This window comes from Ferribacterium limneticum (assembly GCF_020510585.1).
GTDB lineage: Bacteria > Pseudomonadota > Gammaproteobacteria > Burkholderiales > Rhodocyclaceae > Azonexus.
In genome coordinates this window covers 2,299,920-2,325,329 of the sequence record NZ_CP075190.1, presented here as the reverse complement: position 1 = coordinate 2,325,329, position 25,410 = coordinate 2,299,920, and the positions used below count along the sequence as shown (strand labels likewise).

At 62.2% G+C, this 25,410-nt stretch carries 25 protein-coding genes; 6 read left to right on the top strand and 19 right to left on the bottom strand.

From position 1 onward, the window contains the following. Positions 1-168 precede the first annotated feature (168 nt). Complete coding sequence (locus tag KI613_RS11410; protein WP_226399514.1) at positions 169-2,811, top strand: cation-translocating P-type ATPase; 2,643 nt, start codon at positions 169-171, stop codon at positions 2,809-2,811. Here KI613_RS11410 and KI613_RS11405 read toward each other — a convergent pair. Then, complete coding sequence (locus tag KI613_RS11405; RefSeq protein ID WP_226399512.1) at positions 2,808-3,725, bottom strand: LysR family transcriptional regulator; 918 nt, start codon at positions 3,723-3,725, stop codon at positions 2,808-2,810. The two genes, KI613_RS11410 and KI613_RS11405, sit on opposite strands and share 4 nt — an antisense overlap. An 87-nt stretch (positions 3,726-3,812) precedes the next feature. Between KI613_RS11405 and KI613_RS11400 the strand changes: the two genes are divergently transcribed. The 3 genes from KI613_RS11400 (at position 3,813) to KI613_RS11390 (ending at position 5,444) form a co-directional block, all read left to right on the top strand. Next, positions 3,813-4,214 carry a hypothetical protein gene (locus KI613_RS11400; RefSeq protein WP_226399510.1) on the top strand — a complete coding sequence of 134 codons (402 nt, stop codon included), beginning with the start codon at positions 3,813-3,815 and terminating at the stop codon, positions 4,212-4,214. Further along, entirely contained in the window at positions 4,211-4,834 is a 624-nt protein-coding gene (locus KI613_RS11395) for a cysteine hydrolase family protein (RefSeq protein WP_226399508.1), read from the top strand. Before KI613_RS11400 ends, KI613_RS11395 begins: the two co-directional genes overlap by 4 nt. 229 nt (positions 4,835-5,063) lie before the next feature. After that, complete coding sequence (locus KI613_RS11390) at positions 5,064-5,444, top strand: DUF3597 domain-containing protein (protein WP_226399506.1); 381 nt, start codon at positions 5,064-5,066, stop codon at positions 5,442-5,444. Between the two features lie 61 nt (positions 5,445-5,505). On the opposite strand, the gene KI613_RS11385 is transcribed toward KI613_RS11390, so the two are convergent. Continuing rightward, entirely contained in the window at positions 5,506-5,880 is a 375-nt protein-coding gene (locus tag KI613_RS11385; RefSeq protein WP_226399504.1) for a hypothetical protein, read from the bottom strand. 61 nt (positions 5,881-5,941) lie between these two features. On the opposite strand from KI613_RS11385, the gene KI613_RS11380 reads away from it, so the two are divergent. Beyond that, positions 5,942-7,300 carry a leucine-rich repeat-containing protein kinase family protein gene (locus tag KI613_RS11380; RefSeq protein ID WP_226399502.1) on the top strand — a complete coding sequence of 453 codons (1,359 nt, stop codon included), beginning with the start codon at positions 5,942-5,944 and terminating at the stop codon, positions 7,298-7,300. Between the two features lie 14 nt (positions 7,301-7,314). Here KI613_RS11380 and kdpE read toward each other — a convergent pair whose 3' ends face one another. From kdpE to KI613_RS11330, 10 genes are all read right to left on the bottom strand, one after another. Beyond that, on the bottom strand, positions 7,315-8,007 hold the full coding sequence (gene kdpE / locus KI613_RS11375; protein ID WP_226399500.1) for a two-component system response regulator KdpE: 693 nt from the start codon (positions 8,005-8,007) through the stop codon (positions 7,315-7,317). After that, positions 8,008-10,698, bottom strand: a complete 2,691-nt coding sequence (gene kdpD / locus KI613_RS11370) for a two-component system sensor histidine kinase KdpD (RefSeq protein ID WP_226399498.1) — start codon at positions 10,696-10,698, stop codon at positions 8,008-8,010. It abuts the gene before it with no gap. A gap of 9 nt (positions 10,699-10,707) precedes the next feature. Then, positions 10,708-11,673 carry a magnesium/cobalt transporter CorA gene (corA, locus tag KI613_RS11365; protein ID WP_226399496.1) on the bottom strand — a complete coding sequence of 322 codons (966 nt, stop codon included), beginning with the start codon at positions 11,671-11,673 and terminating at the stop codon, positions 10,708-10,710. Positions 11,674-11,875: 202 nt separating this feature from the next. Beyond that, positions 11,876-12,175: a hypothetical protein gene (locus KI613_RS11360; RefSeq protein ID WP_226399494.1), complete on the bottom strand. Its 300-nt coding sequence runs from the start codon at positions 12,173-12,175 to the stop codon at positions 11,876-11,878. Positions 12,176-12,393: 218 nt separating this feature from the next. Next, entirely contained in the window at positions 12,394-12,855 is a 462-nt protein-coding gene (locus tag KI613_RS11355; protein ID WP_226399482.1) for a PTS sugar transporter subunit IIA, read from the bottom strand. Positions 12,856-12,866: 11 nt separating this feature from the next. Continuing rightward, complete coding sequence (gene kdpC / locus KI613_RS11350) at positions 12,867-13,442, bottom strand: potassium-transporting ATPase subunit KdpC (protein ID WP_226399480.1); 576 nt, start codon at positions 13,440-13,442, stop codon at positions 12,867-12,869. Positions 13,443-13,453: 11 nt separating this feature from the next. Then, positions 13,454-15,520, bottom strand: coding sequence for a potassium-transporting ATPase subunit KdpB (gene kdpB, locus KI613_RS11345; protein ID WP_226399478.1), 2,067 nt, complete (start codon positions 15,518-15,520; stop codon positions 13,454-13,456). Between the two features lie 18 nt (positions 15,521-15,538). Next, positions 15,539-17,317 carry a potassium-transporting ATPase subunit KdpA gene (gene kdpA, locus KI613_RS11340; RefSeq protein ID WP_226399477.1) on the bottom strand — a complete coding sequence of 593 codons (1,779 nt, stop codon included), beginning with the start codon at positions 17,315-17,317 and terminating at the stop codon, positions 15,539-15,541. Further along, positions 17,314-17,406: a K(+)-transporting ATPase subunit F gene (gene kdpF, locus KI613_RS11335; RefSeq protein ID WP_226399476.1), complete on the bottom strand. Its 93-nt coding sequence runs from the start codon at positions 17,404-17,406 to the stop codon at positions 17,314-17,316. Before kdpF ends, kdpA begins: the two co-directional genes overlap by 4 nt. A 218-nt stretch (positions 17,407-17,624) precedes the next feature. Then, positions 17,625-19,532, bottom strand: coding sequence for a B12-binding domain-containing radical SAM protein (locus KI613_RS11330; protein ID WP_226399474.1), 1,908 nt, complete (start codon positions 19,530-19,532; stop codon positions 17,625-17,627). Positions 19,533-19,629: 97 nt separating this feature from the next. Here KI613_RS11330 and KI613_RS11325 point away from each other — a divergent pair, with 97 nt between their 5' ends. Next, positions 19,630-20,472 (top strand): type IV pili methyl-accepting chemotaxis transducer N-terminal domain-containing protein, encoded by an 843-nt coding sequence (locus KI613_RS11325; RefSeq protein ID WP_226399472.1) that lies wholly within the window; start codon positions 19,630-19,632, stop codon positions 20,470-20,472. Here KI613_RS11325 and KI613_RS11320 read toward each other — a convergent pair. From KI613_RS11320 to KI613_RS11290, 7 genes are all read right to left on the bottom strand, one after another. Then, entirely contained in the window at positions 20,453-20,749 is a 297-nt protein-coding gene (locus KI613_RS11320) for a DUF1330 domain-containing protein (protein WP_226399470.1), read from the bottom strand. The genes KI613_RS11325 and KI613_RS11320 overlap by 20 nt on opposite strands. After that, entirely contained in the window at positions 20,746-21,192 is a 447-nt protein-coding gene (locus tag KI613_RS11315; RefSeq protein ID WP_226399468.1) for a hypothetical protein, read from the bottom strand. Before KI613_RS11315 ends, KI613_RS11320 begins: the two co-directional genes overlap by 4 nt. 11 nt (positions 21,193-21,203) lie before the next feature. Next, positions 21,204-22,142 carry an N-acetyl-gamma-glutamyl-phosphate reductase gene (argC, locus tag KI613_RS11310; protein ID WP_226399466.1) on the bottom strand — a complete coding sequence of 313 codons (939 nt, stop codon included), beginning with the start codon at positions 22,140-22,142 and terminating at the stop codon, positions 21,204-21,206. A gap of 72 nt (positions 22,143-22,214) precedes the next feature. Further along, entirely contained in the window at positions 22,215-23,096 is an 882-nt protein-coding gene (locus tag KI613_RS11305; protein ID WP_226399464.1) for a patatin-like phospholipase family protein, read from the bottom strand. A 62-nt stretch (positions 23,097-23,158) separates the two neighbouring features. Beyond that, the gene (locus KI613_RS11300) at positions 23,159-23,995 is read right to left on the bottom strand and encodes a PA4780 family RIO1-like protein kinase (protein ID WP_226399462.1); all 837 of its coding nucleotides are present in this window, start codon (positions 23,993-23,995) and stop codon (positions 23,159-23,161) included. Positions 23,996-24,068: 73 nt separating this feature from the next. Beyond that, a complete protein-coding gene (locus KI613_RS11295; protein WP_226399460.1) occupies positions 24,069-24,326 on the bottom strand; it encodes a hypothetical protein in 258 nt (85 codons plus the stop codon). A gap of 46 nt (positions 24,327-24,372) precedes the next feature. Further along, on the bottom strand, positions 24,373-25,404 hold the full coding sequence (locus KI613_RS11290; protein WP_226399459.1) for a phospholipase A: 1,032 nt from the start codon (positions 25,402-25,404) through the stop codon (positions 24,373-24,375). Between the last annotated feature and the right edge of the window lie 6 nt (positions 25,405-25,410).

Genomic DNA, 25,410 nt, shown 5'->3' with positions numbered 1-25,410 from the left:
GAGGGCGCCTGTTTCATCGGCGCCTTTTCATTTCATTTTTTGCGAATTTTTCCGGTTGACCGTGGGAATCGTCGCAAAACCCGGAATTGGCTGGCTCGAATGCCATCCGGGTGCTATGAATAAAAGACTGAAACAACATACTCGGGCTAGGCCATGGAGCATTCCGGCATGCAGATCGCCCGGCAGTCGCCGGCCGAGGCATTGGCTTCGCTGGACAGCGCTTCCGATGGTCTGAACGCCAGGGAAGCAGCGCGCCGGTTGGAGGAGTTCGGCCCGAATCGCGTCGAAGCGGCGGCGCGCACACCTTGGTGGCTGAGCCTGCTGGGTGAATTCACCCACTTTTTTGCCTTGATCCTGTGGTTTGCCGCCATTCTGGCTTTCACAGCCGCCTATCTGCAGCCGGGCGAAGGCATGTTCGAACTCGGGCTGGCCATTCTGGGCGTCATTCTGGTCAACGGCAGCTTTTCCTTCTGGCAGACCTATCGGGCCGAGCAGGCGCTGGCGGCGCTGGAAAAGTTGTTGCCGCAGAGCGTCAAGGTGCGCCGCGACGGGCAGGAGATCGATATTCCAGCCGACCAACTGGTGCCCGGCGACATCTTGCTGCTGATCGAAGGGGCCAAGGTGCCGGCCGATTGCCGGCTGGTCGAAAGCTGGGGGCTGCGCGTCAATCTGTCGACGCTGACCGGCGAAACCTACCCGAAGGCGCGCAGCGAAGCGGCCGAGACTGCCGCCGCCTTCGACCCGCTGGCCGCCCATTGCCTGCTGCTGGCCGGCACGCTGGTCGTTTCCGGTGAGGGCCGTGCCGTGGTGTACGCCACCGGAATGCGTACCGAGTTCGGTCACATCGCCCATCTGACCCAATCGACCGGCGACACCGAGTCGCCGCTGCAAGGCGAAATCCGCCGGGTGTCGCGGCTGGTCGCGATGTTGGCGCTTGGCCTTGGCGTCATTTTCTTCCTGCTTGGCCAGGCGATTGGCCTGCCTTTCTGGGCCAACATGATGTTCGCCATCGGCATCATCGTGGCCAACGTGCCGGAAGGGCTGCTGCCGACGGTGACGCTGTCGCTGGCCCTGGCCACCCAGCGCATGGCTCGGCGCAATGCGCTGGTCCGCCATTTGCCGGCAGTCGAAACCATGGGCTGCGCGACGGTGATCCTGACCGACAAGACCGGCACGCTGACGCAGAACCGGATGGCCGTACGCGAATGGTTTGCCGGCAGTCGCCACCACCTCGCGGCCGAGCGCTGGCCGGCGGCGCGCGAGCCGCACCTGCGGGCCGTTGCCCGTTATTGCCAGAGCCTGAAATTTACTGATGGCCAACCGAATGGGGACCCGATGGAGATCGCGCTCTGGCAGTTTGCCGGCGAACTGCCGATGCCCTGGAAATTCGCCGGCGAAATCGCCTTCGATGCCGAGCGGCGGCGCATGTCAGTCTATAGCCGCGCGGCGGACGGTAGCGGCGTGCTGCTCTGCAAGGGCGCGCCGGAAAACCTCTTGCCGCTATGCACGACCTGGCTGGCCGGCAATACCATCAAACCGCTCGATGCCGAGGCCCGCGAAAATTTCCGGCTGGCCCATGAAGACCTGGCCAGCCGCGGCCTGCGCGTCATTGCCTGTGCCTGGAAGCCACTGGCTGCCGACGAGGCGCCAAACGAAGAGGGCATGGCCCTGTGCGGCCTGATCGGCCTCGAAGACCCGCCCCGGCCGGATGTTCGTGAGGCGGTAGGCCGCTGCCATTCGGCTGGCCTGCGCGTCATCATGTGCACCGGCGATCATCCGCGCACGGCGCTGGCCATCGGTCGCGAAATCGACATGATCCGCAGCGCATCGCCGCGCGTCATGACCGGCGACGAGGTTCGCCAGATGAGCGCCGCCAGTCTGCAAATCGCGCTCGATGCGCCCGAGGTGATCTTCGCCCGGGTCACCGCCGAGCAGAAAATGACTATCGTCCAGGCCTTGCAGGCCAAGGTCGAGATCGTCGCGGTTACCGGCGACGGCGTGAACGACGCGCCGGCCCTGCGCATGGCCGACATCGGCATCGCCATGGGCCTTTCCGGAACCGACGTGGCGCGCGAGGCGGCCGACATCGTGCTGCTCGACGACCACTTCGGCACCATCGTCAATGCCATCGAGGAGGGCCGGGCGGTCTATGAAAACATCCGCAAGTTCATCACCTACATACTGACCTCGAACATTCCCGAGCTGATTCCCTACCTGGCCTTCGTGCTGTTCCGCATCCCACTGCCGCTGACCGTGATCCAGATTCTGGCCGTCGATCTTGGCACCGACATGCTGCCGGCCCTCGCCCTGGGCGCCGAAAAGCCATCGGCCGACGTCATGCAGCGCCCGCCACGGCCACGTGACGAACGCCTGCTCTCCGGCGGCCTGCTCGCCCGGGCCTATCTCTTCCTCGGCCCGCTCGAAGCGCTCGGCGCCATGGCCACCTTCTTCTTCGTGCTGCACGGTTTCGGCTGGCACTACGGCGAAACGCTGGCGCTCGGCGACCCGCGCTACCTGCAGGCCACCTCGGCCTGCCTGATGGCCATCGTCTTGGCGCAGATGGTCAATCTCTTCGTCTGTCGCCATCCGCGCCTGCCGGCCTGGCATTTTCCACTGCTCGAAAACCGCTGGCTGTTGGCCGGACTGGCCAGCGAAGTGGGGCTGATGGCGGCCATTCTCTACACGCCGTGGGGGAACAGCCTGTTCGGCACGGCGCCGCTGGCCCTCGACGTTTTCCTCTACGCCCTGCCTTTTGCGCTATTCCTCGGGCTGGCCGAAGAAACGCGCAAATGGTTTGTCCGGCGGGCTTAGGCCGGTGTTTCGCGTAGGCGCTCGGCCAGGAAGTCGACAAAGACGCGAATCTTTGGCGGCAGGTGGGTTTGCGGCAGCCAGATTGCCCACGCCGTCTGGCCGAAGGGGCCGACCGGCGTCCACTCGGGGAGCAGCGGAATCAGTCGGCCATCGGCGATTTCGCGGTCGACCGCGTAGTTCCAGACCAGCCCGATGCCCATGTCGGCGAGCAGCAGGTCGCGGACGACTTCGCTGTTATTGACCACGACATTGCTCGTCACGCGCACCCGCGCTTCTTCGCCGGCGCGCTGGAAGCGCCATTCGCTGCCCAGTTCACGCAGGCCGTAGTGCAGGCAGTTGTGGCCGGCGAGGTCGGCCGGCGTTTCGATTTTTTGCCCTTTTATCGCGTTGACCGTGGAACACAGCCGGTAGCGCACCGGCATCAGCGCCTTGGCCACCACCTGGTCAGGCGGCGTCCGGGTCAGGCGCAGGGCGACGTCGTAGCCTTCTTCAACGAGATCGACGAAGCGGTCGAGCAGGGTCAGTTGCAACTCGATTTCCGGGTAGCGGGCGAGGAATTCGGGAATCAATGGCGCCAGGCAGAGCTTGCCGAAGGTCACCGAGGCCGTCACCCGCAAGGTGCCGCGCGGCGCCTCGACCAGGCCGGCGGCCAGGCGGGCGCTTTCGTCGAGCAGCGCGACGCCCTGCGCCGCCCGCTCATAGAGCACGCGGCCCGCTTCGGTCAACGACATGGCGCGCGTCGTGCGCTGGAGCAGGCGCAGGCCGAGTTGCTGTTCCAGCCGGTTGATGCGCTTGCTGACCGCCGATTTGGTCAGACCCATGGCCCGCGCCGCCGATGAAAAGCCTTGCGTATCGACGACCCGGACGAAAACGGCGAGGTCGGATAAATGATCGAGCGGGTTGATTGTTTCCATACAGCAACAAACTGTTATGAGATTACTGGATTGTATCGATAATCGGCCGATGAAATGATGCAGGCGTCACTTCAAACGGAGAAATCCATGCCCCTGATCAACATCACCCTGGCCGGCGCCAGCCTCGCGCCGAGCACCATGCAGCACTTGCAGCAGGAAACGACGCGCCTGATGCAGAGCGTCCTGCGCAAGGAAGCGGCGCTCACCGTGGTCAGCGTCACGCAGTTACCGGCCGGCGCCTTCTCGGCCAACGGTCAGGCGGTCGCCGTCGCGGCCAGCCTGCAGGCGATGATTACCGCCGGGACCAACAGCGCGGCCGAAAAAGCCGATTTCATTTTTGCCGCAAAATCCCTGTTGACCGTGGCAATCGGCCAAACTGCCGCGCCCATCTACGTCGCGCTGCACGAACTGCCGGCCGAAAGCTGGGGTTACGACGGGCAAACCCAGGCCGCCCGCAAGGCCCGGCAACTGATTGGAGAAGCAGCATGACCGCCCGCACCCTGCGCCAGATCGCCGGCATCCCGCCCAGCCTGCACGCCGGCGCGACGCTGGATGCCGCCAAAACCGCCGTCGTCTTCATCGACTACCAGAACGAATATCGTAACGGCCCGCTGGCGCTGCCTGACGAGCCAACCACCAGCAACGCCGCCCGCCAGTTGCGCGCCTGGGCCGACCGGGCCGGCATAGCCGTCATCCACGTCCTGCACCGTGCGCCGGCCACCGCACCGATCTTCGCTCCCGACTCGGAAGGCGCGGCGCCCATCGCCGGCCTGGCACCGGGCGAGGGTGAGGCTGTCATCCACAAACATCTGCCCTCGGCCTTCACCGGCACCAGCCTGCTCGACGAACTGCAAACGCGTGGTGTCGAAACGCTGATCATCGCCGGCTACATGACCCACAACTGCGTCGATTCAACCGCCCGCGAAGCCTTCCACCGCGGCTACCGGGTTGGCGTCGTGGCCGATGCCAGCGCGACGCGCGATCTGCCGGGGCCGGATGGCCAGACGATTCCGGCAGCGACGGTACACGCTGGCGTGCTCGCCGGGTTGGGGGACAGGATTGCCGAAATCGTCGACGTGGCGACGTTGGTGGCGATGAACGTGGTCTGACGGCAGGCTGAATCCGGTTGGCCGTGGCTTCCACGGACAACCGGAAATATCGGCCAAAAATGAAATGTGGCGCGGCCACGGAGGCTCATTGCCGAAAGGTTGGGATTTGTAAAAATCCCTTCATATAAATTCACCAAACCTGTCGTCGAATGCAATTAACATGAACTCACGCTGGGTAGATTCTTGGCCGGCTGTCCATTTGTTCAATCGGTTGCAGAGGAGAAATAGCATGGGAATTTTCAGCAATATTCTGGCCAAACTGGGCTTTGGCGATGACAAGACGGAAGTGGTCGCCGAAGCCGCTCCGGCCGCCGTTGAGGCACCCGTCGTTGCCGCGCCGGTGGCGATCAGTGCAGTCGATGTCGTCGCCAAGCTGGAGGCATTGGCGGCCGCGCATGCCGAAAAGCTCAACTGGAAAACGTCCATCGTCGATCTGCTCAAGCTGCTCGGTCTGGATAGCAGCCTGGCGGTGCGCAAGGAGCTGGCCAGCGAACTCGGCTGCCCGGCCGACAAGATGGGCGATTCGGCGCAGATGAACATGTGGCTGCACAAGACCGTGTTGCAGAAACTGGCTGACAATGGCGGCAATATCCCGGCTGAATTGCTGTAAGCAACTTGCCCGGTTTCACGACGAAGGCCCGCTCTTTTGGCGGGCCTTTTTCTTGGGTGCCTCAGCCGGCGAGGTTGTCGTCGAGCAGCCGCTCGCATTCCACCATGAGCGATTCGGCAATTTCAGAGTGATGGTTGGGGTCGAGCGATTCCATCATTTCGTGGGCGGTGTACATGCCGGCTTCACGCGACAGGGAGGTCTCGATCTGGCGGGCGAGCTGGTCGCTGAGGGCGGAGAGTTGCCGGCGTTCGGCGAGCGGCATCTTGTTTTTCGAGCGCGACAGCCAGTCGGCGGCCAGGCTGGCGCCCTGGGCTTCGGTCAGCCACTGGCCGTATTCGTAAAAAGCAGTCAATCGCTCGGCGGCGAGGGCGAAAATCAGCGCAATGCGCATGCCGCGTTCGGTCATCGACGGGCTGGCAGCCTTCTCCCAAGTCATTTGTCACCATCTTTTGTTATCCTGCCGCACCTTATCACGCCCGCCCGGCGGAATGCCCTGAATGCAACTCAACACCCTTGAAGACCTGCGCGCCGGCAAGCTGGCGGGAAGCCGCCGCCTGAAGCTAGCTTGCGGATTGAGCGAGTTTCCGCCCGAGATTTTCGCTCTGGCGGATACGCTGGAGATTCTGGATTTGTCGGGGAACATGCTGGCGACGCTGCCCGACGATCTGCCGCGGCTAAACAAGCTGCGCATTCTGTTTTGTTCCGACAACCGGTTCACCGAATTGCCGGCGGTGCTCGGGCAGTGTGCTGAGCTGGAAATGCTTGGTTTCAAGGCCAACCGGATTCGGCAGGTGCCGGCTGCGGCGCTGCCGGCCAGACTGCGCTGGCTGATTCTGACCGATAACCAGCTTGCCGAACTGCCACCGGAAATCGGCCGTTGCTCCCGCTTGCAGAAGCTCATGCTGGCCGGCAATCAGTTGCGCTCGCTGCCGCCCGAGATGGCCAATTGCACCGGTCTGGAATTGCTGCGGATTGCCGCCAACCAGCTTTCGGCCTTGCCCGACTGGTTGCTGTCGCTGCCGAAACTGTCTTGGCTGGCCTATGCCGGCAATCCGTTTTGCCAGGATTCGTCGGTTCAGAGCGACGTTTCGCCAATTCACTGGGACGATCTGCAGGTCATCCATCAACTGGGCGAGGGCGCTTCCGGCGTCATTCATCACGCCGAATGGCGCTCTGCTGAAGGTGCCCAGCCGGTGGCGCTCAAACTGTTCAAGGGCGCGATGACCAGCGACGGTTTACCGCTCAACGAAATGAACGCCTGCATCACGGCCGGCGCGCATCCGCATCTGATCCCCGTGTTGGGCAAACTGGCAGCGCATCCGGAGGCGGCACACGGGCTGGTCATGGCGTTGATCGACAGCAACTTTCGCAACCTGGCCGGGCCGCCCAGCCTGGATTCCTGCACGCGCGACGTTTATCCGGCGGAGGCCAGTTTCGACCTCGACGCCGCCATTCGCATCGCCCTCGGCATAGCCTCGGCGGCCGAACACCTGCACGCCCAGGGCATCACGCATGGCGATCTGTATGCCCACAATATCCTGCATGGCGCCGACGGGCAGGCCATGCTCGGCGACTTCGGGGCGGCGTCTTTCGTGCCGGCGGATGATCCGCTCGTCGCCAAGGCCTTGCAACGCATCGAGGTACGCGCGTTTTCGTGTTTGCTCGAAGAATTGCTGGCGTTTTCCGCGCTTGACCAAGATTCCATCCCCCAAGGGGACTTCCTTCGGGGCGCGGTCAACCGGGAAAAAGTCCAAAAATTGAAATTCCTGCAGGCCGACTGCGGGCAGGAAAACGTCTCGGCCCGACCGCTATTTTCGGAAATCGTGGTGGTGCTCGGCGCGCTGATGCCGGGCTGACGGGCCTTGTCGCGTCAGCTCACAAACCGGTAGCCAATGCCGGATTCGGTCAGAATGAACTTGGGCCGCGTCGGATCATCCTCGATCTTTTTCCGGACGTGCCCCATATAAACGCGAACGTAGTGGCTGTCCTCGATATGGGACGGCCCCCAGACCGCCTTCAAGAGCTGGCGATGGGTCAGGACGGAATCGGGATTGGCGATCAGGTAGGCGAGCAGTCGGAATTCAATCGGCGTCAGGTGGATCTGCTGCCCATCCTTTTCGACAATATGCTTGCCGAGATCGACGCGAACATTGCCGAATTCGCAGACCGTCATGCCTGTTGTTCCGGCCCGGAAACGCCGCCGCAGATGGGCCCGGACGCGGGCCAGCAGTTCGGCGGCACCAAACGGCTTGATCAGGTAATCATCGGCGCCGGCATCGAGCGCCGCCACCTTGTCGGCTTCGGCCGTGCGGGCGGAAAGAACGATGACCGGAATGTCCGACCAGGTCCGCAGGTCGCGGATCAGGTCGATGCCGTCGCCATCCGGCAGGCCGAGATCGAGTACGACCAAATCGGGTTGCCGGGTGCCGACCTCGATCAGGCCGCGGGCCACTGAATCGGCCTCGAAAACCGCCAGTTGCTCCGCTTCCAGGGCCAGTTTGATGAAGCGACGAATCTTGGCTTCATCCTCGACAACGATCACGGTGGGGGTGGCGGTCGACATTTAAAGGGCCTCCTCGGCTTCAAGTGCTGGCGGATTGCCCCTCGGCAAGGTGAACATGAAGCGCGCCCCGCCTTGCGGCCGATTTTCGGCATGGATTTCTCCGCCATGCGCTTCGACGATGGCGCGACAAATGGCCAGTCCCAAACCGACGCCACGGGTGGCACTCTCCGGCTGCCCGCGTTCAAATTTCTTGAAAATGACTTCTTCTTTCCCCTCGGGCAATCCCGGGCCGTTATCGTCCACCCAGACCTCGATTGTCCGTTCCATGACGTTGGCACCGATTTCGACCTGGCTGCCCGGCGGCGTGTATTTCACCGTGTTTTCCAGCAGGTTGTAAATGACGCGCTCCATCAGCACGGAATCAATATTGACCAGCGGCAGGTTTTCATCGAGCGAGACCTTGATCCGATGCTCGGCAAAGGCGCGCTCCAGCGTTTTCAGGGCGCTGACGACAACTTCCTCCAACGGCTGCCATTGCCGGTTCAACTCGACGCGGCCCGACTGCAGCTTGGCCATGTCGAGCAGGTTGTTGACCTGGCTGCTGACGCGCAGCGCTTCCTCTTTCAGTGAATGGGCAATCTCGGCCTGCGGGCCGGTCGGTGGCGGCTGGGTCAGGAACATCGATTCAGCCAGACCGACGAGGACGCTCATCGGCGTGCGCAAATCATGGGAAATAGCTGACAGCACCGAGTTGCGCAGACGCTCGGACTCCATCTGCACGGTCGTATTCTGGGCGACCTCGACGTAATGCACCCGTTCCAGGGCAATGGCGATCAGCGAGGCAAAGGTATCGAGCAGGCGCCGCTGCTCGGGGATCAACAGGCGGTCCGTATCGCGCATTTCGAGAGCCAGCACGCCGCGCAGGCGCATCGGCGCCTTGAGCGGCAAGTAAAGGATGGGACTGGCGGCCAGCGTGTTGGTGCCCTGGCCGGCTGCCTCCTCATGATCGAAGGCCCATTGGGCAATGCCCATGTCGACGGCGGGCAGACCGTTGGCGGAAGGAAGCGCCGGCTGCAGCCGGTCGTAGTCATCGGTCAGCAGGAAAGCCGCTTTGGCTCCCAGCTCGGCAACGATGAAACGTTCGCCGATTTCGGCAATCTGCTCTGGCATCAGTGCGCCGGAAAGGTCGCGTGACATTTCATAAAGCGAGCGGACGCGTTGTTCCCGCCGCGTTGCCACCTTGGCCTGGTACTTCGAGCCTGCCGTCAGTTGGCCGGTGATCAGGCCAACGACCAGCATGACGGCAAAAGTCATCAGGTACTGCACGTCGCTGACGGCGAAGGAGAAGCGGGGTGGAACGAAAAAGAAGTCGAAAACGGCAACCGACAGAAAAGAGGCCAGCACACCCGGGCCGCGGCCGTAGCGCACGCTGATCAGGACCACCGCCAGCAGGAAAACCATGACGATGTTGGGCAGGTCGAAGATCGGGAACAGCAGCGTCGCTGCCGCGCCTGCCAGCGCGCAGCCAATGGCCGCCTTCGCGTAGGTCGGCCACTGGTCGAACAGGCTGTCGCCGATATTCTCCCGGACCGCTTTTCCCGGCTCCCGGTCGGTATCGGCACGCGCCACCTGGAGCACGTCAAGATCGGGCGCTCGCTGGCCAAGGCGGTCGGCGAATGAGCGATACCACGGGCGCCACGGACGCGGATGATCCCGTCCGACGAAAATTTTCGAGAGATTGTGATCGCGGGCATATTTGACCGCCACTTCTTCGGCATCGTTGCCCGACAGCGTCGCCGTCTGGGCACCCAGATCCTCGGCCAGCTTGAGGTTGCGCAGGATGCGATGGCGGCTCTCCTCGGACAGCCGCTGCAAGGCCGGGGTTTCGATATAAATGGCGTGCCACGGCGCTTCCAGTCGGCTGGCGACACGCGCCGTGGTGCGCACGATCTTCTCCCCTCCGGCCCCCGTGCCGATGCAGGCGAGCAGCGAATCGCGGGTTTGCCAGACGGGCGAGACGAACTGGTCGCGCCGGTATTGCAGCATCTGGTCGTCGACCCGGTCGGCCGTGCGGCGCAGCGCCAGTTCGCGCAGGGCGATCAGGTTGCCTTTGCGGAAAAAGTTGCGGATCGCCCGTTCCGCCTGATTCGGCAGATAGACCTTGCCGGCCTGCAGGCGCTGCAGCAATTCGTCAGGCGGCAGGTCCACCAGCACCACTTCATCGGCCGCATCGAACACCTTGTCGGGCACCGTCTCCCAGACACGAATGCCGGTAATGCCGCTGACCACATCGTTCAGACTCTCCAGGTGCTGGACATTGACCGTCGAGTAAACGTCAATGCCGGCCGCCAGCAATTCGTCGATATCCTGCCAGCGTTTGGCATGGCGCGAGCCAGCCACATTCGAGTGGGCCAGCTCGTCCATCAGGATCAGCGCCGGCTTGCGGGCCAAAGCGCCGTCCAGGTCGAATTCCTTGAGTACCCGGTCACGATAGGGAATATCCCGCAACGGCAGATATTCCAGGCCATCGGCCATGACTTCCGTTTCCGTCCGGCCATGCGTTTCGACGATGCCGATGACGACATCGACACCGGCCAGAAGCTGTTCGCGGGCCGCCCCGAGCATGGCGTAGGTCTTGCCGACCCCGGCTGACGCCCCGAAAAATATTTTCAGCTTGCCGCGTTTGGCCCTGGCTTCTTCCTCATTCACGCGGTTGAGCAGTTGATCCGGGTCGGGTCTTTGATCGGCCATCAATTCATCCTATAGCCAGCCGACGCGTTTGAAGTTGGCATAAAGCGCAACACAGGCCGCGCTGATGAGCACAAGCGCCATCGGGTAACCGAATTCCCATTGCAGTTCGGGCATCGCCTTGAAATTCATTCCCCAGATGCCGGCAAAAGCGGTAGCGACGGCAAAAATACCAGCCCATGCCGCCAGTTTCTTGTTCACTTCGCTCTCTTCGATGGTCACCATCGACAGGTTGACCTGAATGGCCGTGCCAATGGTGTCCCTGATATTGTCCAGCGAGGCATTGATCCGGGCGAGATGGTCATAGACGTCGCGAAAGTAGTCGCGACTATTGGCACAGACCGCCGGCCCGCGGCCGCCCGAGAGCTTGCCGGTGGCCTCCATCATTGGCGCGACGGCATGCTTGAGGAAAGTGATCTTGCGTTTGAGGTCATAGAGCCGCTCGATATTGCTGCGGGCGGCGCCCTTGGCAAAAATCTGCTCCTCGATTTCCTCAAGTTCCGACTCCAGCCGGTCCATGATCGGAAAGTAGCGATCGACGACCGCATCCATCAGGGCATAGAGGACGAAGCCTGAGCCATGACTGAGCAGATGTGGCTCCCGCTCGCAGCGTTCGCGCACCCCGAGAAAACCCTGCTGGCTATGGTTTCTGACCGACAGAACGTAGTTCTGGCCGACGAAGACATTGACCTCGCCGATATTGAACTCGCCATTGTTCTCTTCGAGCAGGTGCATGACGGCGAATACCGAGTCGCCATACTCCTCGATCTTCGGCCGCTGGTGGCCATGCCGGGCGTCCTCGACGGCCAGTTCGTGCAGGGCAAACTCCTCCTGCATCTGATCCAGCTCCTGCGCTGTTGCGTCGCGCAGGGCAACCCAGACGAAGCAATCCGGTTTGGCCAGATAGTCGCTGATTTCCTCGACAGCCATGTCGGCCAGGCGCGAGCCGTTTTCGTAGGCGACACAATTGATCAGCATACTTTTTCCCCGATTTTTTGACAGCCTCCATCCTGCACGCATTTGGCGATTTCAGCGAGCACACGAGCCCGAACCATGCCGGGAAAAACCTTCTTGCAGAGCGGGGAGCAGGTCAACTGCCGGCCATAGGCCAGGCGATCGAGGATAGGGTGAACTTCATGCCGGTTACCGCAAACCGGGCAGGTGTGCAGTGCCATGATTTTTATGCAGCATGCTCGGCATAGCGCGCCAGGGCCACCGCCTGATCGGCAATCGTCGGTGAAACGATGAAGGTTTCCCGACCGCAGACATTGCCGAGGGTCAGCGCCAGACTCACTGCGGCTACTCCCGTCACCGCCATCCGCACCGGGTTTGCGTAGCCGGACAGGAAAAGGCGAATTCCTTCCACCCCCATTCCGGTCGCCGGGAATTTCATCACGACGGCAGCCTTGCCAGGTTCCAGAGCGGCGATTTCCAGCGAATCTTGGGTCGAGGCGATGCCGATGCATAAGTCCGAGTTCATGTTTTCCTTCACTTTCGATTGATAAACAACCAGGCCAGCCAAAGGGGAATGAGAAAGGCTGCGACTGCCAACAGGAAATTGAGCGCATTCATGTTTTCTTGTTGCAACAGGCTTGGTGCATGACAAATACTAGGCAAGGCGATTTCAAGATTCTGAAAAATATTGGGGCTTGGTTATAAAAAGTTCGTAAAAGCCGCTTTTGATGACTGAGGCAGGAATCAGGCAGGAATCAGCCAGCCGTCGAACAAGCGCTTCGTTTCTTCCGCTTTGCTGCATTGGCGGAGTTGTTGGCGAAACTGCGGATCAGAAAACATCTGCGTCACCTCCGACAGGATGCGGAGGTGTTCTTCGGTCGCTTCCTTGGGAACCAGAATCACGAGAATGTCCGACACCGGTTTGCCATCCGGGGCAGCGAAGGGTATCGGCTGCCTGAGCCGGATGTAGGCCAGGTGAATTTGTTGAAGATCCTTGACCCGGGCATGGGGAATGGCAACCCCTTCGCCGAGGGCGGTCGATCCTGTTTTTTCCCGGCGGGTGAGGCTCTGGAATACCCACTCTTGCGGCATTCCGTGCGCGCATTCCATGTGTCGGGCGATCTCCTGAAACAAGTTTTCCCGACTCGATACTTCCATGTCGAGTCGGATGTCCTTGCTTGATAGCAGTTTGGCGATGGTGCTCAACGGGTTTCTCCTCAGTGATGCAGCGAATCAAGTGCGATGTTGAGTTGCAGGACATTCACCCTGGGTTCGCCAAAGACGCCCCATTGGCGGCCTTCGGTGTGCTGGCTGACCAAAGCCTTGAGGTCGGCCGGCGGCAGTTGGCGCAGCCTGGCAACGCGAGCCACCTGATAGGCCGCGGCTTCCGGACTGATGTGCGGATCGAGGCCACTGGCCGAGGCATTGATCAGATCGGTCGGGATCGGCAGCTTGTTGTCGGGATCGGCCGCCTTCAGGGCGTCGATCCTTCCCTTGACCGCATCACTCAGGGCCGGATTGAGCGGCCCCTGATTGGAGCCACCGGAGGCGCTGGCGTTGTACGGCATCGGCCCGGTGGCCGAGGGGCGGCCCCAGAAATACTTGGGGTCGGTGAAGTTCTGTCCGATCAGGCGGGAACCGATTGCCTTGCCATCCTTGACGATCAGGCTGCCATTGGCCGCGTCGGGAAAGACGACCTTGGCGACGCCGGTGACGGCCAGCGGATAGACGATGCCGGTGATGGCGGTGAGCAGGACGAAGAGACTGACAGCGGGACGTAACAGGGTTTTCATGAGTTTTCTCCTCAGGCCAGACCAACGGCGGCAATCGCCAGGTCGATCAGCTTGATGCCGATAAATGGAACGATGACGCCACCCAGGCCGTAGATCGCCAGGTTCTGGCGCAACAGTGTTGCGGCGCCGAGCGGGCGGTATTTGACGCCCTTCAAGGCCAGCGGGATCAGGAAGACGATGATGAGGGCATTGAAGATCACTGCCGACAGGATGGCCGAGGCCGGACTGGCCAGGCCCATGACGTTGAGCGCGGCGAGCTGCGGATAAGTGCTCACGAAGGCAGCAGGGATGATGGCGAAGTATTTGGCGATGTCGTTGGCGATGGAAAATGTCGTCAGCGAACCGCGCGTCATCAGCATCTGCTTGCCGGTCTCGACGACCTCGATCAGCTTGGTCGGATTGGAATCCAGGTCGACCATGTTGCCGGCTTCCTTGGCGGCTTGCGTGCCGGTGTTCATGGCCACCGCGACATCGGCCTGGGCCAGGGCCGGGGCGTCGTTGGTGCCGTCGCCGGTCATCGCCACCAGGCGGCCTTCGGCTTGGTACTGACGGATCAGCGCCAGCTTGGCTTCCGGCGTCGCTTCCGGCAGGAAGTCGTCGACGCCGGCTTCGGCAGCGATGGCAGCGGCCGTGACGCGGTTGTCGCCGGTCACCATGATGGTCTTGATGCCCATCTGGCGCAGTTCGGCGAAGCGCTCCTTGATGCCGCCCTTGACGATGTCCTTGAGTTCGACGACGCCGAGCACACGGGTATCGTCGGCAACGACCAGCGGCGTACTGCCGCGGCGGGCGACTTCATCGACCTTGCCTGACACCGAAGGGGGAAATTTGCCACCCAGGGTTTCAACGTGTTTCTTGATGGCATCGGCGGCGCCTTTGCGCACCTGGCGACCGGCCATATCGACACCGCTCATCCGGGTATGTGCCGAGAAATGCACGAAATGGGCATCCAGCGCATGGATGTCGCGCTCGCGCAGCTGGAAGCGCTGCTTGGCGAGCACCACGATACTGCGGCCTTCCGGCGTTTCATCAGCGAGCGAGGCGAGCTGGGCGGCATCGGCCAGCTCGGCTTCGGTGACGCCATCGGCCGGCAGGAAGGTAGAAGCCTGACGATTGCCCAGCGTGATCGTGCCGGTCTTGTCCATGAGCAGCACATCGACGTCGCCGGCCGCTTCGACGGCGCGGCCGGAAGTGGCAATGACGTTGGCCTGCATCATGCGGCTCATGCCGGCCACCCCGATGGCTGAGAGCAGGCCGGCGATGGTGGTCGGGATCAGGCAGACGAGCAGAGCGATGAGCACCGTGATGCTGATCGGCGTACCGGACCCGGCGACCTCGACGCTGAACATCGAGAAGGGCAGCAGCGTGACGACGACGCCCAGAAAGACGATGGTCAGCGCGACGAGCAGGATGGTTAGGGCGATTTCGTTGGGCGTCTTCTGGCGCTTGGCGTTTTCAACCATGGCGATCATGCGGTCGACAAAGGTTTCGCCCGGATTTACCGTGACGCGGACGACGATCCAGTCGGACAGCACGCGGGTGCCGCCGGTAACGGCGGAGAAGTCGCCGCCGGATTCGCGAATGACCGGGGCCGATTCTCCGGTGATGGCCGATTCATCGACCGAGGCGACGCCTTCGATGACTTCGCCGTCGGCCGGAATGGTTTCCTGGGCCTGAACGACGATGACATCACCCTTGCGCAGATCGGCGGCCGGAACGAGATTCCACTTGGCGCCATACTTCGGCTCAAGCAGCTTCTTGGCCCAGGTTTCTTTCTTCAGCCCACGTAGCGAAGCGGCTTGCGCCTTGCTGCGGCCTTCGGCCAGGGCCTCGGCAAAATTGGCGAAGAGCACGGTGAACCACAACCAGATGGCGATGGTCAGGATGAAGCCGGCCGGCGCTTCGCCTTTACCACCGAGGGCTTGCAGCCAGAGGATGGTGGTCAGGATGCTGCCGACGTAGACGACGAACATCACCGGATTGCGCCATTGCACGGCCGGATTGAGTTTGCGGAAGGCATCGGCAACGGCCGGAACGGCCAGCGCCGGATCGAACAGGGTAAAAGTCTTGCGTGTCATGGTTATCTCCCCAAGCGCTTAGTGAGCGGCCCAGAGCACGAGGTGCTCGATGACGGGGCCGAGAGCCAACGCCGGGACGTAATTCAGGAGGCCGACCAGCAATACCGTGCCGGTCAGCAGCGTGACGAACAGCGGGCCATGCGTCGGCAACGTGCCGGCGCCGACGGCGATGCGCTTCTTGGCGGCCAGCGAACCGGCAATCGCAAGGACTGGCACGATGACGCCAAAGCGGCCGAACCACACGGCGATGCCGAGCATGATGTTGTAGAACGGCGTATTGGCGGACAGCCCGGCGAAGGCGCTGCCGTTGTTGTTGGCAGCAGAGGTGAAGGCATAGAGGATTTCCGAGAAGCCGTGGGCGCCCGGGTTGGCGATACCAGCCCGGCCGTCGGCAACCGTCACCGCGATGGCCGTACCGACCAGTACGAGCAGCGGCGTGACCAGGATGGCGATCGAGACCATCTTCATTTCAAAGGCTTCGATCTTCTTGCCCAGGTATTCCGGCGTCCGACCGATCATCAGGCCGGCGATGAAGACGGCCATGATGGCGAAGACGAGCATGCCGTAAAGGCCGGTACCGACGCCGCCAAAGACCACTTCGCCAAGCTGCATGTCGATCAGCGGCACCAGGCCGCCGAGCGGCGTAAACGAATCGTGCATGGCGTTGACCGCGCCGCAGGAGGCGAGCGTAGTGATGGTGGCGAACAGGCCGGATTCGGCGATGCCGAAACGGGTTTCCTTGCCTTCCATGTTGCCGGCCGATGGATCGACGCCCAACTGGGTGAGCAGCGGGTTGGCCTGCTGCTCGAAATGTATGGCGGCATAGGCCAGGGCAACGAACATCAGGGTCATCGCGGCGAGCACAGCCCAGCCCTGGCGCGTATCGCCGACCATGCGACCGAAGGTGAAACAGAGCGCAGCCGGGATCAGGAAGATCGACAGCATCTGGATGAAATTGGTCAGCGGCGTCGGGTTTTCATAGGGATGCGCCGAGTTGGCATTCATGAAGCCGCCACCGTTGGTGCCCAGCATCTTGATCGCCTCCTGCGAGGCGACCGGACCCATGGCCAGGGTCTGGCTTTGCGTCTGGGCCGGTTCAGTGACGACAGCGCCCTTGTCATCCTTCACCGGCTGACCGGCTGCATCGACTTTCGGGCTGTCGTACTTGGTGACTTCCAGCGTCGTCACTTCCTTGTAGGCGTCGAAATTCTGGATGACGCCCTGGCTGGTCAGGAAGACCGCATAAACAACCGAAATCGGCAGCAGCACATGCAGCGTGATGCGGGTCAGGTCGACCCAGGCATTGCCGACGGTCTTGGCACTGTGCCGGGCAAAACCGCGGATCAGCGCAATGACGACGACGATGCCGGTGGCGGCCGACAGGAAGTTCTGCACGGCCAAAGCCAGCATCTGGGTCAGGTAGCTCATCGTCGCTTCGCCAACATAGCCCTGCCAGTTGGTATTGGTGACGAAACTCAGGGCTGTGTTGAAGGCGGAATCCGGGCTGATATTGGCCAACGCCTGCGGATTGAGCGGCAGATCGGCTTGCAGGCGCTGCAGGGCGTACACCACAAAGACGCCGAGGGCATTGAAAAGCAGGATGGCGAAGGCGTATTTCAGCCAGCCCATTTCCTCGTCCTGGCGGATGCCGCACAGGCGATAGATCGGACTTTCGATCTTGCCGGCCAGACGGAAGCGACCTTCCATCACGTTGGCGATGTAAGTCCCCAAGGGTTTGACGGTCAGCAACAGGACAACAAGAAAAAGTCCGAGAAGTATCCAGGCATGATTGCTCATGAGAAATTCTCCGGGTTGATCAGCGCAGCGATCAGATAGACCAGCAGGCCAACGGCGACGGCGCCGCTAAGAATGAAAAGCCAGGTCATTTGGCACCCCCGAGCCGGGCACAGCCGGCAGCGAGACCGAGCATCAGGACAAAGAACAGCCCGATGCCGGCGAGATAGACGAGATCCATAAGTACACCCCATGTTGGTATTGCGACAGGGTCATACTAGGAAAAGCGCTATCAAAGTTTTCGAAAAAGCTGGGGGTGGGGATATAAAAAAACGGTAAAAACCGCGTGCCTCAAGCGCTGCGAAGGCGCTTAACGGGGTGTCTGCAAAGCCCGGGCGATGAAGTTTCGGGAAACGCGGGATTTCGGCACTTGTTCACTGAACCAGCTTCGCACGTCCTGGTCGAGACACATGCCGTGCATGTAGTTGTAAAGCGCCTTGTTCAGGGCTTTGCCCAGGCTGTGGTGATCGACGCCGGTGGGGTCGATGAAATGCACGTCGTTTTTGGCGAATTTGCCGGGCGGTAGCGGTTGCAGCTTGATGCCGTATTCGGCCGGGTTCTGCCCGACGGGCGAATGGACGGTGCACGTGAAGCGGTGGAAGAAGCCGGACTGGATGCAGCCTTCGGCGAACAACTGGCGGACGTATTCGAGCGCATCGACCGTGTCCTGAACGGTTTGCGTCGGGAAGCCGTACATCAGGTAGGCATGGACGAGCACGCCGGCATCGGTGAAGGCGCGGGTGACGCGGGCGACCTGATCGACCGAGACACCTTTTTTCATGAGGTCGAGCAGGCGGTCGGAGGCGACTTCGAGACCGCCGGAAATGGCGATGCAGCCACTGTCGGCCAGTTGCAGGCAGAGTTCGGGCGTGAAGGATTTTTCGAAGCGGATGTTGCCCCACCACGAAATGGCCAGGTTGCGTCGCTGCAGTTCCTCGGCCAGGGCGCGCAGGGCTTTCGGCGGGGCGGCTTCGTCGACGAGATGAAAACCGGTGTGGCCGGTTTCGGCGATGATCTGCTCGATGCGGTCGACCAGCACCTTGGCGCTGGCCGCGTCGTAGCGGCCGATGTAGTCGAGGCTGACGTCGCAGAAACTGCATTTCTTCCAGTAGCAGCCATGGGCGACCGTCAGCTTGTTCCAGTGCCCGTCGGACCACAGCCGGTGCATGGGATTGAGCATGTCGAGCAGCGACAGGTAGCGGTCGAGCGGCAGACCGTCCCAGGTTGGCGTGCCGACTTCTTCGAAGGGGATGTCCGGCTCGCTGGCGTTGAAGTAACGCACGGCGCCATCGACGCGGGTGAAGGTGCGGACGAGGTTGAGACGCGGGCGCTGACCGGCGAGGTGTTCGAGCAGGGCGAGCAACGGTTTTTCGCCGTCGTCGAGCATGACGTAGTCGAAGTAATCGAAGACGCGCGGTTCAGCCAGTTCGCGCAACTCGGTATTGACGTAGCCGCCGCCGAGCACGGTGATGATGTTGGGCCGGTAAGCCTTGATCGTCTGGGCTATGCGGAAGGCGGCGTAGACCGAGCCGGGGAAGGGCACGGAAATGAGCACGATATCCGGATTGCTACGGTCAACCGGAATTTTTGCCAAATTTTGAAGTGTCGTATCGACCAGCGTCGGCGGCGCGGCCAGCGCCGTGGCCAGCGGGTTGAAACTGGCCTGGCTCTGGGCCAGCGATTCGGCGTAGCGGACGAACTCGAAACGGGTGTCGACCGCCTCGCGTAGCACGTCGGCGAGGTCGTTGAGGTAGAGCGTGGCCAGATGCCGCGCCCGGTCCTGCACGCCGAGCGAGCCGAAAGCCCAGGCCAGCGGGTCGCCGCCGTCTTCATCGAGATAGTTGTCGAGCGAGGCGAAACGTGGCCCCTCGGGCAGGAAAGCGCGGGTGCAGATGCGGTGGGCAATCGAGCCGTCGCGGCCCTGCAAGAGTGCGATGGCCGGGCCGATGCTGGCCTGGTAGCGGTCGAACTCGTTGAGGAAAATCTTGATCGTATTCGAACGCTTCTTGCCGGGAATTGCCTCTGCCGCCGCCTTGATCTTCGGCAGGCCAGCCGGCGACAGCAGTTCGAGCACGAGAGCCAGCGCCAGATCGGTCTGCTCGGCATGAAAGCCGCGCGAGCGCAGGAAGCCGGTCAGGTAGGCGGTCGCCGGGTAGGGCGTATTGAGCTGGGTCATCGGCGGGATGACGGAGAGGATGCGGGGGGAGGCGGCAGGCATGGTGGGGCGAATGATAGGGGAAGCGGCGCGCTTGTAAAGGGAGTGAAATATTGGCGTGTTCCAATGCCGGCCCATTAATGCTCAAGACTGTTTGTCGATGCCGCAATTCGAAGTCGTTCGCCGGGGGCTGTTGCTGATTATCGCCTGTTCGTCCCTGACCCTGTCGCAAGGCGCGTTGGCGGCCGGAAAAGAGGGCGGGGCCGGGCAGCTTGCCGGTGATATCGTCAGCGCCGGTCGCCTGCGCATGCAGTCGCAACGCCTGGCCAAACTCTACCAGCAGGCCGGTATGGGCTTGAATGCGGCGCAGGCGATGCAGCAGATAGACGTTTCGATGAGCCAGATCGATGCCGAATTCACTCGCCTCGGCGGTTCGGCCAGAAAGCCGAATGTCCGGCGTGTCCTGACGCGTAGTGAAGCGCTCTGGCAGGAAATGCGCGTAGCCATGAAACAAGCCCCCGGCCCGGCCAGCGCCGAGCGGGTCAATCAACTGGCCGACGAGCTGATGATCCATGCCGGCAAGCTCAGCATGCTGATCGAAGCCGAAGGTGAAACGCCAGTCGGCCGCCTGATCGACCTGTCCTCGCGCCTCAATATGCTGTCACAGCGTCTGGCCCGGCTCTATCTGCTGGCCCAGGGCGGTAGCCGCGTACAAGGGGTGCTGGTCGATATCGAGCAGGCGCGCCGGGAGTTTTCAACCGGCCTCAATGAGCTTGATACGGCCCAGGAAAACTCGCCAGCCAGCCGGGATGCCGTTGGCCTGGCCAAAAACCAGTGGGTATTTTTCGAGAGTGCCATCAACCGGCTGGGCATTGCCGATCGAGGCAACGAAAAAGCTGTGCAGAACGTGGCGACAAGCAGCGAACGGATCGCCCAGGTACTCGACCTCGCCAGTTTGCAATACGCCCGGGATTACACCGACGCTACGCGCCTGCTTCGCTGAAACTGATCAGATCGACCTCGGCCGCTTCCATGCGCAGCGGAATCAGCGCCTGGTAGGCCGCCGAGTTGAACCAGCCGTTGGCTGCCTCGGCATTTGGGAAGCGGATGACGACCGTGTCGCTGTGGCGATGCTCGCCGCCAAATATGGCCAGTTTTTCGCCACGAAAAACCAGTTCGGCCTGCCACGGGGCCAGCGTCGCCGGCACCTGGCTGCGATACTCAGCCCATTTGGCTGCATCCTTGACGGTGATGTGGCCGATCACGACATTCATGCTCATTCCCAGGTGCCAACTGAACCGGCCAGGCTTTCGAGCAACTCGTGATCCTTGACCAGCACGGCGATGCCGCTGCCTTGCGGGGCGACCACAGCCGGAAAAGCCAGCCCCTGCCAGACCCGCGACTCGACGACGACGTTGGCGCCCATGCCCTTCGCCTGTTCGGCCAGCAGTTTTCTTGCCTTGCCTGTGCTGCCGGGCCAGCGCGACTGAACGTAGAGCGCACCAAGCGTCTCGAAATCACCCTGCGCCGGAAGAGCACTCGTGGTTACCAGCACCTTGGTGTCGAGGGCGCTTGCGCTTGTGCCATTCAGGCGCGGCGTGACCCAGGGATTGCCGTAAGTCGCCGTATTCGGGTCGAGCAGGATCGACTGTGCGCTGGCCGGCCAGCCTGAGACCACCGCAGTGATCAACAGGCAAAGGCGAACCAGGAAAGCGATAGGCATGAGCGCGGAGTTCAGACCAGGCCGAGGCTTTCCTCGACCCCAAGATGCACGTTCATCGCCTGCACCGCAGCACCCGAGGCACCTTTGCCAAGGTTGTCGAGGCGGGCCATGACCAGCATGCGCTCCTCGTTGCCGAAGACGGCGATATCGACGCGGTTGGTGTCGTTGTTGGCTTCGACGTTGTAGAAACCGCCATCGGTGGTTGCGTCGAGATCGACCGGCAGCACCCGGATGAAGGGCTCGCCGGCGTAGTAGTCGGCGATGATCTTTTGCACGTCAGCCGGCGTTGCCTTGCGCGTGAATTGCTGCGGCTGGATGAAGGCGGTGACGGCCAACCCCTTGTAGAACGGCCCGACGATGGGCTGGAAGATCGGTGCCACGGTCAACCCTGTATACGCCTGCATTTCCGGCAGGTGCTTGTGGGCCAGCGTAAGGCCGTAGGGGCGCGGCGCATTGATGCGCGCCGGGCTCTCGTAATGCGCGATCATCGACTTGCCGCCGCCGGAATAGCCGGTGATCGAGTTGGCGGCGATCTGCGTGGCCGCCGGCAGCAGGCCGGCAGCGACGAGCGGACGCAGGGCCAGGATGAAGGCGCTGGCGTGGCAACCGGGGTTGGCGATGCGCTTGCTGGCGCGGATCTTGGCGCGTTGCTCGGGTGCCAGTTCGGGCAGGCCGAAGGTCCAGTCCGGATTGACGCGATGCGCCGTCGAGGCATCGATGATGCAGGTATTCGGGTTGTCGACGAGACTCACCGATTCCTTGGCAGCTTCGTCCGGCAGGCAGAGGAAGGTGACGTCGGATTCGTTGATCAGCCGCTTGCGTTCGGCCAGATCCTTGCGCTTGTCGGCGTCGATCTTGAGGACCGTGACATCGCTGCGCTGGGCGAGGTATTCGTTGATCTGCAGGCCGGTGGTGCCTTCCTGGCCATCGACAAAGACTTTGTAGGTCATGGTGAATCCGCTGAGTGGGAGCAAAGGTGGAATTCTGGCAGAAATTCGTGACGCTTAGGCGAATGCGAGCGGTCAGCGTCCGAGTTTTTGCTTGATGGCGGCGAGGGCCATTTGTGCTGCGCGTTCGCCTTCGATCATGGCGTCGTTGCGCGCCGTGAAGTCCCAGGATTTGACGTAGGGCAGCTTCGGCCGGATGACGATATCGGCGCCGCGCAGTTCGTTGGTACCGATGGCGCTGCCCATGATGGTCGTCGTCTGCCAGATGATGGCGGTCATGCTGTCCACCGGCTGGCCTTCGGCCCGGGCCGAGATATCGACGGCGATGATGAAGTCGGCGCCCATCTCGCGCGCCGCCAGCACCGGGATCGGGCTGGTCAGCCCGCCGTCGACATAGCTTTTGCCGCGAAACTGGGTCGGCTGAAAGACGCCGGGTACGGCCGCCGAGGCGCGCACGGCCATGCCGGTATCACCGGTCCGGAAAACAACCCGCTCGCCGCTGTTGAGGTCGGTTGCTACCGTCGCAAAGGGCTTGCCGAGTTTTTCGAGTGGACGATTATTCAGGTGCTGGTTGATGAAGTCCTGCAGGGCTTCGCCCTTGAGCAGGCCACGCCCGCCCAGCGTCCAGTCGGCGAAGATCTTTTCGTCGAGCTGCTGGGCGATCTTCTGCATGGCAAAGGCGTCGTAGCCGGCCGCGTAGAGCGAACCGACGACCGCGCCGGCGCTGGTGCCGACTACGTAGTCCGGGACGATGCCGTGCGATTCAAGCATCTTGATCACGCCGATATGGGCGAAGCCGCGCGCCGCGCCGCCGCCGAGGGCGAGGCCGATTTTTGGGCGGGGAGGGGCCTCCGGCTTGGCGGGCTGGAGGATCGAACAACCGCCGAGCACAAGCAGGCTGGCGCTCAGCAGGCGGCGACGGTTGGCAAAGCAGAGAGGCGTGGTTGGATTGGGCATTTTGTTCGCGGAGCGGGCAGCTTCGATTTGTTTCCTGGTGTTGCGACGACAAAGGCTGGAGTTTACTGGCACATGCGACGGATTTCGTCTTCCTTGATTGCTTCTTCGATTTGCATCAGTACGGCATCGACGTCGGCAAGGCTTTCGTCGAGTTCCACCTGGCCCGTCAAAACCTGATCCGGCTGGAGCAAACCGCTCTCGTACAGCGCCCAGATTTCCTTGCCAAACTGGCTGTCGGCCAGAGAGGGGGCAAAGGTACTGAAATAGCTGCGCAGATTGTTGACGTCGCGTTCCAGCATTTCGGCTGCCGTGCTGTTGGCGGCCGCATCGATGGCTTGCGGCAGGTCGATGATGACCGGCCCGTTTTCATCGACGAGGATGTTGTATTCCGACAGATCGCCGTGAATGATCCCGGCGCACAGCATGCGCACCACCTGATTGACCAGCATGGCGTGATATTCCAGTGCCACCGCTTCGCTCAGGGCGACATCGTTCAAGCGCGGCGCCGCGCCGCCCTCGGCATCGGCCACCAGGTCCATGAGCAGTACGCCATCGAAGCAGATGTAGGGCTGGGGCACGCGCACCCCGGCTGCGGCCAGCCGATACAGTGCATCGACCTCAGCGTTCTGCCAGACTTCTTCCTGCATCTGGCGCCCGTAGCGGCTGCCTTTCTCCATGGCGCGTGCCTGCCGGCTGTTCTTGACCTTGCGGCCTTCCTGATAGGAAGTCGCCTTGCGGAAGCTGCGCTGCTTGGCATCCTTGTAAACCTTGGCGCAACGAATGTGTTCGCCGCAACGCACGATATAGACGGTCGCTTCCTTGCCGCTCATCAACTGCCCGATCACCTCGTCTACAAGGCCTTCTTCAACGAGGGTGATGAGTCTTTTCGGGGTTTTCATGAGCTTTGTATTTTTTCCGGCGTTGGCCAGTGAAGTGGCGGAGTGGACCGGAGCGGCCTTCTCCTGCGCTTGATTACGGGACGAAAACCATCCCGAATACGCCGATCGACGTTACTTTGTCGTTGACCGTCGTGTAGGACGCGACGCCGAGTGAATGGTACTGTGAAACGAACGAAGTCAGCTGACCGATACCCAGAACGCGCTCGACCTGGCTGCGCTCGGCGATGGCTGTCTTGATCTTGTCGCGGTGCTTTTCAGCCGAGGGATTGAGGGCAAAAGCCAGGGCAATGGCGATGGCCACGGTGATGAGCGTCTTCATTGATTTCAGCATGTGTTGCTCCTGAACAAGGTTGGGTGGGGCTGCCGGAGCCTGACAATCAATACCACTCCAGCAGGGAAACGCCGATGCCGTAATAATTGGCGCGGTGGTTGTAGTCGATCATGCTTTCGCCGTAGCCGGAGAACCATTGCAGATGGCCACGCAGGCTGCCGGAAAGAGGGAAGGCGTAGTCGAGCTGCAAGGCGCCGTGATTGTTGCCGCCGCCTTGCAGGCTGTGGCGCAGGAGCAGGGAAAACTGCTGCTTGCCCCAAATCCTGACAATTTGCAGGTCGGCCCGGCCGAGGTAATTGGCGATGTCCGGGTTGTCGTCGTGTTCGCCGACTTCCGGGATGCGCCACCAGGGGCGGAGGGTTGCCGTCCAATCGCCTTTTTCCAGGGCAATGCCGGCGATTATCCGGTTCCAGCTACGCGATAGCGGCAGCGATCGGCCATTCGACTGGTGGTTGAAGCCGAGCGACAGGTAGCGCCCGCGCCAGCCGCCCAGCGTGTAGTCAGTACGCCACACCAGCATGACTTCGGGTTCGTGGTTGGTTTCGCGGAAAGGCCGCGAAGTGCCTGCGGTATACACCTGCCAGCGCGAGGTCTGGGTATAGCCGAACCAGAGGTCGCCATTGTTGCCGAACAGGTCTTCGGCCAGCTTCGATTTCAGGCTGATCTGGAGTTTTGCTTCGTCAGGGCGCTGTCCGGTGTCGGTGGTGCTGGTGTGCCCGACAGAGGGTGATGCGGGAAACGGATTGGTGTGGCTGGTATGGAAGCCGGGCAGGATATAGACCGGCTTGTAGGGCCGTATGCGCAGGATGTGGCCGCGCCTGTCGGCGTCGAGTTCCCAGGCTGCGCCGAGCAGGGAGTCGCCGGCCGCCGGCTCATTCAGGTCGGCCGTGGCCGGTGCTTCCGGAGACTTTGCTGGTGGGGGCTTTTGCTGCGCGGCAGTTGGCGGTGTCGCCAATGCGTCGTAACAGGCCAGGCGGTCAGTCGCGGCGGCAATGCGCCGGCAATCGTCGAGCGACTGGCTGTTGGCGGCCAGCGGCAGGGATGCGCAGAAGAGTATCGCGGATACCTGACGCTTCATGGCCGA